The organism is Marichromatium sp. AB31, assembly GCF_003718685.1.
Taxonomy (GTDB): Bacteria; Pseudomonadota; Gammaproteobacteria; order Chromatiales; family Chromatiaceae; genus Marichromatium; species Marichromatium gracile.
Genome location: NZ_RHFI01000012.1, coordinates 1 through 16,203, shown reverse-complemented (window position 1 = coordinate 16,203; position 16,203 = coordinate 1). Strand labels below are relative to the sequence as shown.

17 protein-coding genes are annotated in these 16,203 nt (G+C 68.2%); 8 read left to right on the top strand and 9 right to left on the bottom strand.

All coding sequences use genetic code 11. From position 1 onward, the window contains the following. Positions 1 to 16 precede the first annotated feature (16 nt). From pabC to EBL84_RS10385, 6 genes are read left to right on the top strand one after another with little or no spacing between them, the layout of a single operon-like run. On the top strand, positions 17 to 892 hold the full coding sequence (gene pabC / locus EBL84_RS10410) for an aminodeoxychorismate lyase (protein WP_369957875.1): 876 nt from the start codon (positions 17 to 19) through the stop codon (positions 890 to 892). An 11-nt stretch (positions 893 to 903) separates the two neighbouring features. After that, positions 904 to 1,908, top strand: a complete 1,005-nt coding sequence (gene mltG, locus EBL84_RS10405) for an endolytic transglycosylase MltG (protein ID WP_223806994.1) — start codon at positions 904 to 906, stop codon at positions 1,906 to 1,908. Beyond that, complete coding sequence (tmk, locus tag EBL84_RS10400; protein ID WP_123140749.1) at positions 1,909 to 2,565, top strand: dTMP kinase; 657 nt, start codon at positions 1,909 to 1,911, stop codon at positions 2,563 to 2,565. Next, positions 2,562 to 3,578 (top strand): DNA polymerase III subunit delta', encoded by a 1,017-nt coding sequence (holB, locus tag EBL84_RS10395; protein WP_123140748.1) that lies wholly within the window; start codon positions 2,562 to 2,564, stop codon positions 3,576 to 3,578. Before tmk ends, holB begins: the two co-directional genes overlap by 4 nt. A 44-nt stretch (positions 3,579 to 3,622) precedes the next feature. Then, a complete protein-coding gene (locus tag EBL84_RS10390) occupies positions 3,623 to 3,994 on the top strand; it encodes a PilZ domain-containing protein (protein WP_082806048.1) in 372 nt (123 codons plus the stop codon). A 10-nt stretch (positions 3,995 to 4,004) separates the two neighbouring features. Continuing rightward, positions 4,005 to 4,781 carry a TatD family hydrolase gene (locus EBL84_RS10385; protein ID WP_062274392.1) on the top strand — a complete coding sequence of 259 codons (777 nt, stop codon included), beginning with the start codon at positions 4,005 to 4,007 and terminating at the stop codon, positions 4,779 to 4,781. Between the two features lie 4 nt (positions 4,782 to 4,785). Here the strand turns inward: EBL84_RS10385 and pap are convergent, their stop codons facing one another. The 5 genes from pap to putP form a co-directional block, all read right to left on the bottom strand. Then, positions 4,786 to 6,366 (bottom strand): polyphosphate:AMP phosphotransferase, encoded by a 1,581-nt coding sequence (pap, locus tag EBL84_RS10380; protein WP_123140747.1) that lies wholly within the window; start codon positions 6,364 to 6,366, stop codon positions 4,786 to 4,788. Between the two features lie 76 nt (positions 6,367 to 6,442). Then, entirely contained in the window at positions 6,443 to 6,925 is a 483-nt protein-coding gene (locus tag EBL84_RS10375) for an acyl-CoA thioesterase (protein WP_005223702.1), read from the bottom strand. A gap of 340 nt (positions 6,926 to 7,265) precedes the next feature. After that, positions 7,266 to 8,627 (bottom strand): phosphate regulon sensor histidine kinase PhoR, encoded by a 1,362-nt coding sequence (gene phoR, locus EBL84_RS10370; RefSeq protein ID WP_123140746.1) that lies wholly within the window; start codon positions 8,625 to 8,627, stop codon positions 7,266 to 7,268. Positions 8,628 to 8,647: 20 nt separating this feature from the next. Further along, positions 8,648 to 9,334 carry a phosphate regulon transcriptional regulator PhoB gene (gene phoB / locus EBL84_RS10365; RefSeq protein WP_123140745.1) on the bottom strand — a complete coding sequence of 229 codons (687 nt, stop codon included), beginning with the start codon at positions 9,332 to 9,334 and terminating at the stop codon, positions 8,648 to 8,650. A gap of 280 nt (positions 9,335 to 9,614) precedes the next feature. Beyond that, the gene (putP, locus tag EBL84_RS10360) at positions 9,615 to 11,117 is read right to left on the bottom strand and encodes a sodium/proline symporter PutP (protein WP_123140744.1); all 1,503 of its coding nucleotides are present in this window, start codon (positions 11,115 to 11,117) and stop codon (positions 9,615 to 9,617) included. Between the two features lie 237 nt (positions 11,118 to 11,354). On the opposite strand from putP, the gene EBL84_RS10355 reads away from it, so the two are divergent. Continuing rightward, entirely contained in the window at positions 11,355 to 11,921 is a 567-nt protein-coding gene (locus EBL84_RS10355) for an NUDIX hydrolase (protein WP_005223698.1), read from the top strand. A gap of 22 nt (positions 11,922 to 11,943) precedes the next feature. Further along, complete coding sequence (locus tag EBL84_RS10350; protein WP_223806993.1) at positions 11,944 to 12,654, top strand: type 1 glutamine amidotransferase; 711 nt, start codon at positions 11,944 to 11,946, stop codon at positions 12,652 to 12,654. Between the two features lie 437 nt (positions 12,655 to 13,091). Here the strand turns inward: EBL84_RS10350 and EBL84_RS10345 are convergent, their stop codons facing one another. The 4 genes from EBL84_RS10345 to EBL84_RS10330 all read right to left on the bottom strand — a co-directional run bounded on the left by EBL84_RS10345 (position 13,092) and on the right by EBL84_RS10330 (position 15,856). Continuing rightward, the gene (locus EBL84_RS10345) at positions 13,092 to 13,712 is read right to left on the bottom strand and encodes a V-type ATP synthase subunit D (RefSeq protein ID WP_123140742.1); all 621 of its coding nucleotides are present in this window, start codon (positions 13,710 to 13,712) and stop codon (positions 13,092 to 13,094) included. A gap of 18 nt (positions 13,713 to 13,730) precedes the next feature. Beyond that, the gene (locus EBL84_RS10340) at positions 13,731 to 14,018 is read right to left on the bottom strand and encodes a YkgJ family cysteine cluster protein (protein WP_123140741.1); all 288 of its coding nucleotides are present in this window, start codon (positions 14,016 to 14,018) and stop codon (positions 13,731 to 13,733) included. After that, a complete protein-coding gene (locus EBL84_RS10335; protein ID WP_005223694.1) occupies positions 14,008 to 15,387 on the bottom strand; it encodes a V-type ATP synthase subunit B in 1,380 nt (459 codons plus the stop codon). The genes EBL84_RS10340 and EBL84_RS10335 overlap by 11 nt, the downstream gene beginning before the upstream one ends. 319 nt (positions 15,388 to 15,706) lie before the next feature. Further along, a complete protein-coding gene (locus EBL84_RS10330) occupies positions 15,707 to 15,856 on the bottom strand; it encodes a transposase (RefSeq protein ID WP_165913477.1) in 150 nt (49 codons plus the stop codon). Between the last annotated feature and the right edge of the window lie 347 nt (positions 15,857 to 16,203).

Here is a 16,203-nt window from a genome sequence, read left to right as displayed (position 1 = left end):
CCGCTCCAGGAGTCGTGTGTTGAGCGATTCCAGCGTCTCCCCACAACCCACTCATGACACGCCGGGCGCCCCGCTGCGGGTGCTGCTCAACGGCTGTCCGCTGTCTGATCTGACGATCACCGATCGCGCCTTGCACTATGGTGACGGTCTGTTCGAGACCCTGCTGGTACGTGCCGGCCGGCCCTGTCAGTGGTCACGTCATCTCGCCCGACTTGCGCATGGCTGCGCGCGCCTGGGGCTCTCGCTCCCGCCTGCCGCCCAGCTCGAATCCGAGCTCGCGACGCTGCTCGATGGCGTCGAGGAGGGGGTGCTCAAGCTGATGCTCACGCGCGGCAGCGGTGGACGTGGCTACCGGCCGCCGGCGCGGCCCGAGCCCCGGCGGATCCTGCTGCTCTATCCGCGCCCGCCGGGGCCGGACTGGCGACGGGGCGTGGCGGTGCGCTACTGTCGTACGCCGGTCTCGGTGAATCCGGCGCTGGCCGGGCTCAAGCACCTCAACCGGCTCGATGCGGTGCTGGCACGGCGCGAGTGGGACGATGGCGCCATCGCCGAGGGCTTGATGCAGACCCCGGATGGCGCCATCTGCGGGGGCACCATGAGCAACCTGTTCCTGTGGGACGGTGCGCGGCTCTACACCCCGGCGCTCGATCAGGCCGGTATCACCGGCACGGTGCGCGAACTGGTGCGAGAGCTGGCTGCCGAGGCCGGCATCGGTTGTGAGGTGCGCCGCCTGAACGGCGATGACCTCGAGCGCGCCCGCGCGCTCTTTCTCACCAATGCGGTGATCGCTGTCTGGCCGGTGGCCAGGCTCGAAGCGCGGCGCTTCGACCTCGACGATCAGCCCTGGGACCTCTTGCACGCAGTGCGGGCCGCCTCGCACACGCCTGGATGACGACTCACCGAATGACCCTGCTGCGAATCCTCCTGATCCTGCTCATTGCCCTGGGTGTGCTCGGCGCCGGGTTGTGGGTCGACTACCAGCGTTTCGAGACGACGCCGATCGCGCTCGATCGTGAATCCGTCGTCTTCGACATCCCGGCCGGCAGCTCGCTCGGCCAGATCGCCGAGCGGCTCACCGAGCGCGGCATCATCCCGCATCCCTACTATTTCATCGCGTTGGCCTATCGACGTGGTGATCAGACGCGCATCAAGGCCGGCGAGTACACCCTCACCGCCGCGATGACACCGGTCGAGGTGCTCGATCACGTGGTGCGTGGCAAGGTGGTGCAGTATCCGATCACCCTGGTCAATGGCTGGACCTTCCGTCGCGCGGTCGAGGCGATCGACGCCCATCCGCACTTCGGCGGCGAGGGGCTGGCCGCGCTCAGCGATGCCGAGCTGATGGCCCGGCTCGGCCATCCCGGCGAGCACCCGGAGGGGCGCTTCTTCCCCGATACCTATGCCTTCCCGCGCGGCACCAGCGGGATCGACGTCTTGCGTCGTGCGATGCAGCGGATGAAGCTGGTGCTCGCCGAGGAGTGGGCCGGTCGCGCCGAGGACCTGCCCGTCGAGACCCCCTACGAGGCGCTGATCCTCGCCTCCATCGTCGAGAAGGAGACCGCCGCGACCCATGAGCGGGCCAAGATCGCCGGGGTCTTCGTGCGACGGCTGCGCATGGGGATGCGGCTGCAGACCGATCCGACCGTCATCTACGGCATGGGTGAGCGCTACGAGGGCGATATCCGCCGCTCCGACCTGCGCGAGGCGACCGCCTACAACACCTATGTGATCGACGGTCTGCCGCCGACGCCGATCTCGCTGCCCGGTCGCGGCACCATCCATGCGGTGTTGCACCCGGCCGACGGCGACGCCCTGTTCTTCGTCTCCAAGGGCGACGGCACCCACCAGTTCTCGGCCACCTATGCCGAGCACAAGCGCGCGGTGCGTCGCTATATCCTGGGAAAATAGATGTCTGCATCAACCGAAGCTGGTCGTTTCATCACCCTCGAGGGGATCGAGGGCGCGGGCAAGAGTACCCAGGTCGAGCGTCTCGCCGGGGCGCTGCGAGCCCAGGGGCGGCGCGTCATCACCACCCGTGAGCCGGGTGGGGCGCCGATCGCCGAGCACATCCGCGAACTGTTGCTCGATCCCGAGCACGGCGCCATGTGCGAGACCGCCGAGCTGCTGCTGATGTTCGCCGCCCGCGCCGAACATCTCGACAAGACCATCCGCCCGGCGCTCGAGACCGGGGTGTGGGTGATCTGCGATCGCTTCACCGACGCCACCTACGCCTATCAGGGAGGGGGGCGCGGGCTCGACGTCGCTCCCATCGCCACCCTCGAGCGGCTGGTGCAGGGGGCGCTGCGCCCGGATCTGACCCTGGTGTTCGATCTGCCGCCGGCGCAGGGGCTGGCGCGTGCCCGCGCCCGTGCCGGCACGACCGATCGCTTCGAGCGCGAGACCCTGCGTTTCTTCGAGGCCGTGCGCTCGGTCTATCTGACGCGGGCGGCGACCATGCCGGAGCGCTATCGGGTGATCGATGCCGCCGCACCGCTGGAGTCGGTCAGCGCCGAGATCGAGCGTCTCGCCGTGGAGCTGCACGAGACGCTCGGGGCCGGACGATGAGCCAGGGGCGCGATCGACTGCCGTCCTGGCTCGCCGCGCCCTGGGCGCGGCTGCAACAGGCGCGCGTCGCCGATCGGCTGCCGCACGCGCTGTTGCTGAGCGGACCGGCCGGGGTCGGCAAGCGTGCTCTGCTCGAACGCTTTTCCCGTGCGCTGCTCTGCGCCGCACCCGACACCGAGGGGCAGGCCTGCGGGCGCTGTGCGGAGTGTGTGCTGCTCGCCGCCGGCAATCATCCGGATCTGGTGCGTGTCGGTCCCGACCCCGAGAGCAAGTCCGGTGACATCCCGATCGCCGCGATCCGTACCCTCTGCGCCGGTGAGGCGCTGACCCCGAGCCGGGTCGCGCGGCGGGTGGTGCTGATCGATCCCGCCGATCATCTCAACGCCGCGGCGGCCAACGCGCTCCTCAAGACCCTGGAGGAGCCGGTCGGGCGCACCCTGCTGTGTCTGGTTGCCGAGCACCCGGAGCGGCTGCCGGCGACCATCCGCAGCCGTTGTCAGCAGCTGCGTATCGCGTTGCCTGCGGAGGCCGAGGCGCTCGCCTGGCTGCGTGGTCGTTTGCCCGATGAGCAGGCCGCGCTGGCGTTGCGTCTGGCCCACGGCGCGCCGCTGGCCGCGCTCGACCGGCTCGACCCCGAGCGCCTGGAGGCGCGTGCGCAGCGGCTCCAGGGGTTCATCGCGCTGGCCCGGGGGGAGCGCGCGCCGCTCGCAGAGGCGGCGGCTTGGAACAAGCTCGGCGCCGCGTTACTCTTGGAGTGGATGGCCGGCTGGCTCTGCGACCTGCTGCGCCTGGGCGCGAGCGCGACGCCGCCCCGGCTCGACAACCCCGATCAGCGCGAGGCGCTCGCCGCGCTCGCCTCACGGCTCGATCCGGTGGCCGCGCATCGTTTCTTCAGGCGGGTGCTCGAGGCCCGCACCCAGTGCGAGGGCAGCGTCAACGCCCAACTGTTGCTGGAGTCGCTGGCCATCGAATGGCGCGAGCTGGCCGTGTCCGGCCGAGCCGCGTCGGCGTGATCTCGCGTGACGTCCGCACGCATCCACCCCGAGGGTCCCGATCGATGAGTTCACCGACCAACTCGCTGGGCGCGCTGGGCGGCCAGCAGCGCATCCTCAACTTCGCCATCCGCGACAAGAGCGCGCTCTACGCCTCCTACATGCCCTACATCAAGAACGGCGGGTTGTTCATCCCCACCACCAAGCGTTATCAGCTCGACGACGAGATCTTTCTGTTGCTGCAGCTGATGGAGGAGACCGACCGCATCCCGGTGGCCGGTCGGGTGGTGTGGATCACCCCGCCCGGCGCCGAGGGCAACCGCTCGGTCGGCGTCGGGGTGCAGTTCAGCGATCAGGACAAGGGCGCGGCGCGGCGCAAGATCGAAGAATATCTGGCGGGCATGCTCAACTCCGAGCGTCCCACCCACACCATGTAGGCTGTTTTTGATGCTGGTTGATTCACACTGCCACCTCGACCGGGTGGACCTCACCCCTCATGGCGGCGACTTCGCCGCGCTGATCGCGGCGACCCGCGCCGCGGGCGTCACCCACCTGATGAGCATCGGCATCGACCTGGAGCACTATCCGGCGATGCGCGCGCTGATCGAGCCCTATCCCGAGGTCTTCTGTTCGGTCGGCGTCCATCCCAACGAGAACGAGGGCGAGGACCCCGACGTGGCGCGCCTGCTCGCGCTCGCCGACGACCCCCGGGTGCGCGCCATCGGCGAGACCGGGCTCGACTACTACCGTGGCGCCGAGGACGCCGAGCGCCAGCAGCGCCGTTTCCGCACCCATATCGCCGCCGCGCGCGCCTGCGCCAAGCCGCTGGTGATCCACACCCGTCAGGCCCGCGCCGATACCCTGCAAATCCTGGAGGAGGCGGGCGCGGGCGAGGTCGGCGGCGTGGTGCACTGCTTCACCGAGGACTGGGAGACGGCGCGCCGTGCCCTCGAACTCGGCTTCCACATCGGCTTCTCCGGGATCGTCACCTTCAAGAACGCCGCCGAGCTGCGCGAGGTCGCCCGCCAGGTCCCGGACGAGCGCCTGCTGATCGAGACCGACGCCCCCTATCTCGCCCCGGTGCCGCATCGCGGCAAGTCCAACCAGCCGGCCTGGGTCGCCCACGTGGCCGAGTGCCTGGCCGAGGTGCGCGGCTCGACCCCGGAGGCGATCGCCGCGCTCACCCGCGACAACGCGCTGCGTCTGTTCGACCTGCCCGGCTGAATCCTCACTTGTCCTTCTTGCCCGCGGTCGCCGTCTCGGCTGGCTGCGGGCGACGCTCGCCGCAGGGCAGATAACCCGCCGGCGGTGGCTGCTCGCCCTCGAGCGCCTCGGTCAGCGCCGCGCAGATGGTGCGCAGCACCTTGATCCGCGCATAGGGCTTGTCGTTGCCCTCGACCAGGGTCCAGGCGGCGTGGCGGGTGCTGGTGCGCACCACCATCTCGTTGATCGCCTCCTTGTACTGCGGCCACTTCTCGCGGTTGCGCCAGTCCTCGTCGGTGATCTTGTAGCGCTTGTAGGGCACGTTCTCGCGGTCCTTGAAACGCTTGAGCTGCTCGTCCTGGCTGATGTGCAGCCAGAACTTCAGCAGGATCACCCCGCTGTCGACCAGCTGCTCCTCGAAGCGGTTGATCTCGGAGTAGGCGCGGCGCCACTCGGCGTCGGTGGCGAAACCCTCGACGCGCTCGACCAGCACCCGCCCGTACCAGGAGCGGTCGTAGAGGGTGATATAGCCGGCGCGCGGGATCTGGCGCCAGAAGCGCCACAGATAGTGGTGCGCCTTCTCCTCGTCGCTCGGCGCCGCCACCGGGATGGCGCGATAGAGCCGGGCGTCGATGGCGTTGGTGATGCGACGGATGGCGCCGCCCTTGCCGCCGGCGTCCACCCCCTCGAACACCAGCACCGTCGAGCGCTTCTGGGTGTAGGCGCGCCAGGCCAGCTCGTTGATCTCGTTCTGCAGCCGCTTGAGCTCGGCCTTGTAGGGGTCGCGCTCGAGCGCGAGCGAGAGATCGAGCTGATCGAGCAGGGTGATCTGCGCCTGCTCGCCGGCCGGCAGCTCCGGGCTGCCGATGCCCGAGACCGGCTCGTCGGTGGGGCCGGCGGCGGCCAGGCGTGCGCGCATCGCATGGAGCAGGGTCTTGCCGACGGTGAGGTCGCGATAGCGGCGGTTGCCGGCCTCGATCAGATACCAGGGCGAGACGCCGCGATCGGTGTGCATGATCACCCGCTCGGCGACCTCCTCGAAGGCGGCGTACTGCTCGGAGAACTTGCTCTTGTCCGGGAGCATCTTCCAGCGGCTCTTGTCGTCGCGCGAGAGCTCCTTGAGCCGCGCCTTCTGGTCGGACTCCGACATGTGGAACCAGAACTTGACGATCAGCGTCCCGTCCTGGATCAGCATCCGCTCGAAGTCGACGATGCGGTTGAGCTCGGCGTCGAGCTCGGCATCGCCGCAGTGATCGCGGAAGCGGTGCTCGATCGGCGTCTGATACCAGCCGCCGAACAGGATCGCCATCTCGCCGCGCCCCGGCAGCGCCCGCCAGAACCGCCAGTAGCGCGGGCGCTCGCGCTCCTCGTCGGACTCGTCCCAGAAGGCGAAGGTCTGCACCCCGCGGGTGTCGAGCCACTCGTTGAGCCGATTGACCACCTCGCCCTTGCCCGCCGCCTCGATCCCCGAGATCAGCACCACCACCGGCACCTGCGCGGCCTTCAGCTCGCGCTGCGCGGCCAGCAGGTCGGTGCGCAGCTGTGTCTGCTGCTCCTTGAAGTCCTGCTTGCTCACCGAGCGGCCGACCTTGGTTGCTTCGAACATGGTGCGAATCCTCGTGTTGCGGGGTGGGGCGACAAGATGTCGCGGCAGGGTGGTCGGGCGTGCGCCCGGGACGGCGCTAGTCGCTCAGCGCCGGCGGTGGCGTGATCCGGCGCGGTCGGCCATCGTCGTCCACCGCGACATAGGTGATCGCCGCGGCGGCGACCTGGTGGCGACTGGCCGGGTCGGGCTCGCGCTGTGCCCAGATCTGCACCTCGACCGTCACCGAGCTGTTGCCGAGACGCTGCATCCGCGCGAACAGATCGACCAGATCACCGACCAGCACCGGGGCGAGGAAGCGGAACTCCTTGACCGCCACCGTCGCCACCCGACCCTGCGCCACCTGGATCGCCACCGTGCTCCCGGCCAGATCCGCCTGCGCCATCAGCCAGCCGCCGAAGATGTCGCCATAGGCGTTGGTGTCGCTCGGCATCGCCACCACGCGGGTGCCGAGGTGCCAGAGACGCGGGTCGCTCACCGGCGCCGCGGTCGGATCGCTCGGCACCACGCAGGCGTCGGAAGAGGTGGGGGTGGGTTGGCTGGATTCGAGAGTCGAAGACATGGATTGCTTGAATGGTTGGTCAAAAAGGTTGTCGCCGATCTTCGCACAATCGGACGGGGTCTGACACTGCTGGGTCGGTGGGCGGGGCCTCGATCGAGTCGTGATCTGCCGTTGACCGAGCCGCGAACCTGGACGTCGGGTTTATTGTACGCCGTTCGCTTCGTGTGCCCGATGGCGTCGCCAATGTCGCTGTGGTTTAGGGGCCGCGTGATGTTGCGCCGGTTTGGGTGGCCGATCTCAGAGACATCAGATTGGATGCTGCTGTCGCGGTGATGACGATCGAGATATGCCAGACGACCCATCGATCTCGATGCGTCTTTCGGTTAGATGGGGTGTTGCCTCAACCCTCGCCGTTGGCCGAGCGGCTTGGATTGGGTGGGGTGGTGTCGACGTGGGGGACGGGGGCGTCGCGGCGCAGGGTGCGGGTGGTGGGGAAGTGGCAGGCGAAGGTGGTGCCCTGGCCGAGTTCGCTGGAGATGTTGAGGCTGGCGTCGTGACGGTTGAGCACGTGTTTGACGATCGCCAGTCCCAGCCCGGTGCCGCCGGACTGGCGCGAGCGCGCGGCGTCGATGCGGTAGAAGCGTTCGGTGAGCCGGGGCAGGTGCTCGGGGGCGATGCCGGGGCCGTCGTCCTCGACGACGAAGGTTGCGCCGTCCTTGTCCTGGCACCAGCGGATGCGGATGCGGGTGCCGGCGGGGGTGTGCTTGATGGCGTTGAAGACGAGGTTGGAGAAGGCGCTGCGCAGCTCGGGTTGGTTGCCGAGCAGCAGCAGTCCGGTGTCGATCAGGGGGTCGAGTCGGTGACCGGCATCGCCGATGGCCTGCGCCTCCTGGAGGATCAGTCGCAGCTCCTCGGGGACGTCGACGCTGTGCTGGTCGGCGGGGCTGTCGTGCATCTCCAGACGCGAGAGGGTGAGCAGATCCTCGATGATCGAGCGCATCCGCTCGGCCTGGTTGTGCATCAGGGTCAGCGGGCGGCGGTGGGGCTCGGGGGTGTTGGGGGCGTCGAGCAGGTTCTCGACGAAGCCGCCGATCACCGTCAGCGGGGTGCGCAGCTCGTGCGAGGCGTTGGCGACGAAGTCGCGCCGGATCATGTTGAGGTGATAGACCTTGGTGATGTCGCGTCCCACCACCAGACGCTGGCGCTTGCGCTCGCCGAAGGGGGCGATGCGCAGCGAGATCATCAGCGCGCGGTTGTGACTGGGGGCGATGTCGAGCGGGCGCAGGTATTCGCCGTCGTGGAGGAAGTCGCCGAGTTCGGGGTGGCAGAAGACGTCGAGGAAGTGCTGCCCGTCCTGCTCCGGCCAGTGGATGTCGAGCAGCTGCGCGGCGGCGGGGTTGGCCCAGTCGATGCGGTGGTGCTTGTCGAGGATCACCAGGGCGTCGGGGACGGCGTTGGCCGCCTCGCGAAAGCGACGGGTGAAGCGGATCTGGCGCTTGCGCCCCTTGCGCCCGCGCTGCTGGTAGCGGGCGATGTTGCGATAGACCTCGCCCCAGAGTCCGCGCGGGAAGGGCGGGGCGAGCCGGTGCTGGCGGCGGATCAGGGTACTGAGGTCGATCAGTCGGAAGATATGGCGCCCGAGCGCGGGGACGCTCGCCAGCGGGACGCTCCAGGCCGGCGCCAGACCGCCGAGCCACAGCATCAGGGCGCCGCCCGAGGGGACGGCGAAGAGCGCGAGCTCGAAGAGCAGGGCGCGGCGCATCGGGGCTGGGGCCTGCCGGCTCAGGTCTTGTCCGAGAAGCGGTAACCGACGCCGCGCACGGTCTGCAACAGGCCGTCGTGACGGGTCGGCTCCAGCGCCTTGCGCAGCCGCCGGATATGGACGTCGACGGTGCGCTCCTCGACATAGACCTGATCGCCCCACACCTGATCGAGCAGCTGTGAGCGGCTGAAGGCGCGGTCGGCGTGGGTCATGAAGAAGTGCAGCAGACGATACTCGGTGGGGGCGACCTCCACCGGGCGGCCGTTGGCGCTGACGCGGTGTCCGATGTTGTCGATGCGCAGTCCGCCGATCTCGATCTCGTCGGCCGGTTCGCTCGGCTTGGCGCGGCGCAGCACCGCCTTGGTGCGGGCGATCATCTCGCGCGGCGAGAAAGGCTTGGCGATGTAGTCGTCGGCGCCGGTGTCGAGCCCCTTGACGCGATCCTCCTCCTCGCCCCGGGCGCTGATCATGATGATCGGCAGACCGCGGGTCTTGGGGTTCTGCTTGAGTTGCTGGGCCAGCTCCAGGCCGGAGCGCCCGGGCAGCATCCAGTCGAGCAGGATGAGGTCGGGTTGGTCGCTGGCGAGCAGCTTGCGGGCCTCGTCGGCATGACCGGCCTCGAGCACGCGGAACTCCGCGCTCTCGAGCGCAAAGCGCATCACTTCGCGGATATCCGGTTCGTCGTCGATGACAAGAATGGTGGGCATCTTCGGGGGTCCTGGGTGCAATGGGCGCGGCGTCGGCGCGGCGTCGCCAAAGAGCTCGGATCGGAGCGACTGGCGCGGCCCTCGTGCCGCTGGGGCACGGGCGCCTGGGGTCGGGGTCTGTTGGGTTTCATTCTATGTACGATCGGTTACGGGGAGATGAACACTCCGGTGAGCATGCAGCCCTGCTGGCGGTGTCGTGCCGATCGTTGACGATGGGCGCCGCCCCGGTCCCGCCGGGGCGGCGCCGCCGAGACGCCTTGCACGTCTCGTGGGGCGGGGATCAGCCGCGCATCTCGACACGCAACTGCTCGCGCACCTCGTCGAAGCGCTCGCCGAGGTGCTCCTGACCCTGACGATCGAACAGGCTGACGATCACCACCGCGAGGGCCGAGAACAGCATGCCGGGGACGATCTCGTAGAGCGCGAACAGACCGCCGTCGAGCTGCTTCCACACCACCACGGTGAGACCGCCGACGATGATGCCGGCGAGCGCGCCCAGGCGCGTCATCCGCCGCCAGTAGAGCGAGAGCACCAGCGGCGCGCCGAAGGCGGCGCCGAACCCGGCCCAGGCATAGGCGACCAGATCGAGCACCATGGCATCCGGGTCCATCGCCAGGGCGAAGGCGAACAGCGCGATGCTGACCACCGCCGCGCGCCCGACCATCACCAGCTCACGCTCGCTGGCCTCGCGGCGCATCAGCGTGCGGTAGACGTCCTCGGTGAAGGCCGAGGAGCTGACCAGCAGCTGCGAGTCGGCGGTGCTCATGATCGCGGCGAGGATGGCCGCGAGCAGGATGCCGGCGATCACCGGGTGGAACAGCAGGTTGACCAGCTCGATGAACACCGTCTCGCGGGCGTCGTCGAGCAGCGGCGCATCGAGCGTGATGATGCCGGCCAGCCCGGTGAGGGTGGCGCCGATCAGGGTGAGCGCCACCCAGGTGACGGCGATGCGGCGTGCGGTGGCCACCTTGCGCGGCGAGGCGATCGCCTGGAAGCGCGCGAGCACGTGCGGCTGGCCGAAGTAGCCGAGGCCCCAGGCGGCGAGCGAGACGATGCCGATCCAGCCGATGGCGGTGCCGTCGATCTTGGTCATGGGGTCGAGCAGCTCGGGATTGAGGGTGTTGAGCTGATCGATCGCGTTGTCGCTGCCGCCGGCCAAGGCGATGGCGAGCATCGGCACGGCGATCAGCGCCACGGCCATCAGCAGGCCTTGCATCACGTCGGTCCAGGAGACGGCGAGGAAGCCGCCGATGGCGGTGTAGACGATGATCGAGAGCACCGCGATGCCGACGGCCCAGACATAGGGCAGGCCGAAGACCGACTCGAACAGCTTGCCGCCGGCGACCAGGCCGGAGGCGGTGTAGATCAGGAAGAACAGCAGGATGAACACCGCCGCGATGCCGCGCAGCAGACCGCTGGCGTCGGCGAAGCGATTGGCGAAGTATTCGGGCAGCGTCAGTGCGTTGCCGTAGGCGAAGCTGAACACGCGCAGTCGGGCGGCGACCACGAGCCAGTTGAGCCAGGTGCCGAACAGCAGGCCGCCGGCGAGCCAGATCGACTCGAGCCCGGAGGCATAGGCGAAGCCGGGCAGGCCGAGCAGCAGCCAGCCGCTCATGTCCGAGGCGCTGGCGCTGAGCGCCGCGACCCCGCTGCCGAGTCGGCGGCCACCGAGGATGAAGTCGGAGAGATCGCGGGTGCGCTGATAGGCGTACCAGCCGATCAGCAGCACGATGACGAAATAGATGCTGAAGGTGATGGAGATGATGATTGGGTCTTGGGTCAAGCCGTCGCTCCTCGCAGGTATTGCTCCGATCCGGCTTGTCGAATCGGGTGGACAGGGTGCGGTAGTTTAGAACCTGGCGCGAGTGCCCACCAAATCGACGCGCCGGGGCGACAGTGCCGCCGGGTTACGGTTATGCTCCGTGCGTCAGCGGGGGAGGTCCGGAGCAGACGGCCCGGAGGCGCGCTCGGCCCTTGCGTGCGATGCCCCGCAACGCATTGATAGCGAAACGAGGTTGCCATGTCCGAAGCCCGAATCATCAACTGCGAGACCCTGTACGCCGGCAAGGTGATCGACGTCAACCGCGAGCAGGTAGAGCTGCCGGACGGCGCCGAGGTGGCGCTCGAGATCGTCCGCCATCCCGGTGGTGCGGCCACGGTCGCGCTCGACGACCAGGACCGGGTCTGTCTGCTGCGCCAGTTCCGCCACGCTGCCGGAGGCTGGCTGTGGGAGCTGCCCGCCGGGCGCATCGATCCCGACGAGACGCCGCAGCGCACCGCCGTGCGCGAGCTGGCCGAGGAGGCCGGGCTGGTGGCCGAGGAGTGGAACGATCTCGGGCCGATGCACGCCTCGCCCGGGGTGTTCACCGAGGTCATCCATCTGTGGCTGGCGCGCGGGCTCACCAGCCAGCCGGTCGCGCACGAGCCCGGCGAGCTGATCGAGGTCCACTGGCTGCCCTTCAGTCAGGCGCTCGATTGGTGTCATGACGCCACCATCACCGATGCCAAGACGCTGATCGGACTCTATCGCGCCAAGGCGATGATCCAGAACGATCTCGACCTGCTCTCCGAGGGTTCGGGTTGCTGAGGTCGTGATGATGAATGATCCGATGCGCGTTTGTGTCCTGCAACATGTCCCCTTCGAAGGGCCGGGGGCGATCGGCGACTGGGTGCGTGCCCGCGGCCATGCGCTGCAGGTGGTACGGCTCGATCTCGGCGAGCCGCTGCCCGCGCTCGCCGAGATCGACTGGCTGGTGGTGATGGGCGGTCCCATGGGGGTCGATCAGGAGCAGCGCCATCCCTGGCTCGCCACCGAACGCGCGTTCATCTCGCGCGCCATCGGCGCCGACAAGAACCTGATCGGCATCTGTCTCGGCGCCCAGCAGATCGCCGCCGCGCTGGGCGCGCGGGTGTGTCGCAACCCCGAGCGCGAGATCGGCTGGTTCCCGCTCGAACTCAGCGCCGAGGGTCGCGCCTCGGGGCTGTTCGCGGCGCTGCCCGAGGGGTTCGAGATCTTCCACTGGCACGGCGACACCTTCGCCCTGCCCGAGGGCGCGCAACCGCTCGCCGCGAGCGCCGCCTGCGCCAACCAGGGCTTTCTCTTCGAGGGCCGGGTGCTGGGGCTGCAGTGCCATCTGGAGGCGACCACCGAGGGCGTCGAGCGGCTGCTCGTCCACTGCGCCGACGAACTCACCGAGACCGGCCCCTTCGTGCAATCGCCCGAGCATATTCGCGCCCAGCCCCCCGAGCACTACGCCCGACTCCACCAGGCCCTGTTCGCGCTGCTCGACCGGATGGTGGAACTGGGTCGGGAGCTTTGAGCGGCGAACAGGAGCGTCCAGGCACCAGCCTTCAGCCTCCAGTGGGGAGGGCTGGCGCGCCTCGCCCGCCCGACCGGTCATCGATCGTTCGGGATGGGGTGCGTGACCGGATGGCCTCGGCGCTGATCCTCAACGTCTTCGCACGGTCACGCATCCCACCCTACGAGCCGACGAATGCGCTACCAACGAGAAACCTTCAGTCTCCAGTGTGAGACCCATGGCTGGTGACTGGTGACTGGTGACTGGTGACTGGTGACTGGTGACTGGTGGCTGGTGGCTGGTGGCTGGTGGCTGGTGGCTGGAAGTTGACCGCTGGAAGCTGATTCGCAACCCACTCGCCGGGCACGTTGCGCTTTGCCCGGCCTACACGTCTGAACGCCTTTCTCTTCTATCGTCTTCGCGCCCTTCGGGTCTTTGCGGTTCAATTCTCCCGGCCGCTACCTCTGTCTCTCGCGCAGCAGCTTCACCTGGAACAGGGCGTTGCGTTCTTCCTCTTCCAGCGCCGAGCGGATGAAGCGGATGGTGCGCTGGTAGCGGGGGATGATGTTGTACTTGAGCGCGTTGACGCGTTTCTGCGCCTTGCGCTGCTCCTCCATCAGTCGGTGCAGCGCGGTCTCGACCTCGCCGAGACGGGCGAGCAGCACCGCGGCCTCGGCGAGGTTGGCGCGGGTGGCGTCGAAGCTCGCGTCGGTGCCGAGCAGGCCGACGGGCTTGAGCGGCAGGCGCTCGCTGGCCACCGCCGGGTACTCGACGCCGAGCGCGCGGTGCGGCAGGACGTTGACGCGCAGCGCCGGCTCGGCGCCGAGCGCGGCCTGACGGATACCGCGACTGCCCATGCGCAGGTGGGTGAGGCTGAGGCAGTGATAGGCCGCGCCGAGCGCGGTCTCGGCCTCGCGCCGCAGCGCGCGGTACTCGTCGATGCGCTCGTAGACCAGTCGGGTGAGCAGCTCGCGCTTGCGTTCGAGCAGATCGTGTCCGGCGATCAGGAACTGCGCCTGCTGCTGTAGCCGCAGCAGGCTGCTCTTGGTCGGCGGTATCTTGATCAGCGATTCGGTCATGGTGCCTGGTTCCGGTGCTCAGTCCGAGGGGGCAAGGTTGGCGTCCTGGCGCGCGTCGATACAGTCGGGGCCGCCCATCTCGAACAGCCGACAGACCAGCGGGCGCTGCGCGTAGATGCGACAGCGCAGGGTGTCGCGATCGAGCGCGGCGCACCAGCCGTCGTCGAGCCGGAGCATGCAGGTCTGGCCCCAGGCGTCCTCGGTGAGGAAACGCGCCGGCACCCCGGTGTCGGTCAGGCATACCGCCTCGAGCCGACAGCAGCAGGCACGGCAGTCGGCGCAGTCGATGGTGTCGTCAGTCGTCATGGGGCAGGTGTCGCGCGAGGTCGGTTTCGTGGAGTCGGGTGAGCTGCTCGCGCGGGAAACGCGCCATCAGCCGCCAGGCCAGATCCAGGGTGTCGATGATCGAGCGTTCTTCGTGCTCGCCCTGGGTGACGAACTGGGCATCGAAGGCATCGGCGAATTCGAGGAAACGCTGGTCGCGCTCGGACAGCTCGTCGGCGCCGATGATCGAGGCGAGATTGCGGGTCTCCTGGGCGCGGGCGTAGAGGCTGTAGAGCTGGGCGGCGACCCGGGGGTGGTCCTCGCGGGTGTCGTCCTTGCCGATGCCGTCCTTCATCAGCCGCGACAGGCTCGGCGAGATGTGCACCGGGGGATAGATGCCGCGATTGTGCAGCTCGCGCGAGAGCACGATCTGCCCCTCGGTGATATAGCCGGTGAGGTCGGGGATGGGGTGGGTGATGTCGTCCGAGGGCATGGAGACGACCGGCATCATGGTGATCGACCCGCGCCGGTCGTGGATACGACCGCAGCGCTCGTAGAGTTCCGCCAGATCGGAGTAGAGATAGCCCGGATAGCCCTTGCGCGCGGGCACGTCGCCCTTGGCGGTGGCGACCTCGCGCAGCGCCTCGGCGTAGTTGGTCATGTCGGTGAGCACCACCAGCACGTGGTGGTCGAGATCATAGGCCAGATACTCGGCGGCGGTGAGCGCGGCGCGGGGGAGGGTGAGCCGCTCCACCGGCGGGTCGTCGGCGAGGTTGACGAACATCACCACGTTGCGCAGCACGCCCGAGTTGGCGAACTCGTCGCGGAAGAACTTGGCGTCGGCGTAGGAAACGCCCATGGCCGCGAACACGATCGAGAAGCTGGAGTTCTCGTCGACCAGCCTGGCCTGACGCACGATCTGCGCCGCGAGCCGGTTGTGCGGCAGGCCCGAGCCCGAGAAGATCGGCAGCTTCTGCCCCCGCACCAGGCTGTTGAGCCCGTCGATGGTCGAGACGCCGGTCTGGATGAACTCGCGCGGATAGGTGCGGGCGGCCGGATTGATGGCCGAGCCGCCCACCGGCCGCCGCAGCCCCGAGAGTACCGGCGGGCGCCCGTCGCGCGGCTCGCCGAGGCCGTTGAGTTCGCGCCCCAGGATCTCGGGCGAGAGCGCGATCTCCACCGGCTCGTCGAGGAAGCGGACCCAGGTGTTCTCCAGGTCCAGATCATCCGTGCCCTCGAAGACCAGAATCAGCACCTCCTCGTCCGCCGCACGGATGACCTGACCGTTGCGGATCTGGCCCGCATGGTTCTCGATCCGCACCCGGTCGCCGAAGGCCACGCCCGGCGTGTCCCTGACCACCAGGAGGCCGCCCCTGGCTTCGATGGCGGTGCGGTATTCCTTGATGCTCATGATGCAATGATCCTCGTTCGGCTCGATCGAGCCGTACATGCTTGGGGCCTTGGTTGGCCTGGGAATTCACACGCTTGTGGTTCCTGGTGGGATGTCCGGCGCGGCGCAGCCGCACATAGCGCTTGCGGGACCCGGCGTATGGATGGCGCTCGGCCAGCGCGCTCAGCGCCTTGATCAGCGGCCCGTCGTCACGTGGGCGGGCGTGATCGTCGAGCACCGAGCGGCTCAGCCCGAGCAGTCGACAGACGCGCCGCTTGCTCACACCCTCGGCCATGGACTCACCCGCCAGGGCGCGCCGCCTCCAGCGCGCGCAGCCGCTTCAGGTCCGAAGCCTCCATTTCGAGCGCCATTGATAGAAGGTCGCCGCGCTGACACCCAGCTCCCGGCACACGTCCTTGACGGCTACTCCAGACTCAGCGCGACGCAGTGCGTCAACGATCTGCTGCTCGCTGTACTTGCTCTTGCGCATGTGGGCTCTCCTCTGCTCGGCCACCATTATTCGCTGGACCTATTTCGGGGGAGGGGACAGGGTACACTCCCATTCAAGCGCTCAAGGAATGGGCGCAGAAATGGTCGGAGTTATTCAGTAAACAAGTATACAATCTCAGGGGATCCGGCACTCGCCGGAAAATCAAGAGTGCAGCGAGTAATTTTTACTTGTGTGGTAAATTTTTAGGTAGTGCCCTGACCGATAGGTTTCGATAAGATCAGAATCTCTTGCTTTAAGGATGAAGAAGATGTATCTGACATGTCCGCAGTGTCACTCCAACCATGTGACCAAAAATGGATTCAACCGGCTGAAAAAGCAGTTGTACA

Coding starts and splice junctions, on each gene's coding strand:
- EBL84_RS10375 (WP_005223702.1), bottom strand. CDS start 6,925: ATGTCTTCGACTCTCGAATCCAGCCAACCCACCCCCACCTCTTCCGAC.
- EBL84_RS10340 (WP_123140741.1), bottom strand. CDS start 14,018: ATGACGACTGACGACACCATCGACTGCGCCGACTGCCGTGCCTGCTGC.
- EBL84_RS10355 (WP_005223698.1), top strand. CDS start 11,355: ATGTCCGAAGCCCGAATCATCAACTGCGAGACCCTGTACGCCGGCAAG.
- EBL84_RS10385 (WP_062274392.1), top strand. CDS start 4,005: ATGCTGGTTGATTCACACTGCCACCTCGACCGGGTGGACCTCACCCCT.
- phoB (WP_123140745.1), bottom strand. CDS start 9,334: ATGCCCACCATTCTTGTCATCGACGACGAACCGGATATCCGCGAAGTG.
- EBL84_RS10350 (WP_223806993.1), top strand. CDS start 11,944: ATGCGCGTTTGTGTCCTGCAACATGTCCCCTTCGAAGGGCCGGGGGCG.
- EBL84_RS10330 (WP_165913477.1), bottom strand. CDS start 15,856: ATGCGCAAGAGCAAGTACAGCGAGCAGCAGATCGTTGACGCACTGCGT.
- pap (WP_123140747.1), bottom strand. CDS start 6,366: ATGTTCGAAGCAACCAAGGTCGGCCGCTCGGTGAGCAAGCAGGACTTC.
- EBL84_RS10345 (WP_123140742.1), bottom strand. CDS start 13,712: ATGACCGAATCGCTGATCAAGATACCGCCGACCAAGAGCAGCCTGCTG.
- phoR (WP_123140746.1), bottom strand. CDS start 8,627: ATGCGCCGCGCCCTGCTCTTCGAGCTCGCGCTCTTCGCCGTCCCCTCG.
- tmk (WP_123140749.1), top strand. CDS start 1,909: ATGTCTGCATCAACCGAAGCTGGTCGTTTCATCACCCTCGAGGGGATC.
- EBL84_RS10335 (WP_005223694.1), bottom strand. CDS start 15,387: ATGAGCATCAAGGAATACCGCACCGCCATCGAAGCCAGGGGCGGCCTC.
- mltG (WP_223806994.1), top strand. CDS start 904: ATGACCCTGCTGCGAATCCTCCTGATCCTGCTCATTGCCCTGGGTGTG.
- holB (WP_123140748.1), top strand. CDS start 2,562: ATGAGCCAGGGGCGCGATCGACTGCCGTCCTGGCTCGCCGCGCCCTGG.
- EBL84_RS10390 (WP_082806048.1), top strand. CDS start 3,623: ATGAGTTCACCGACCAACTCGCTGGGCGCGCTGGGCGGCCAGCAGCGC.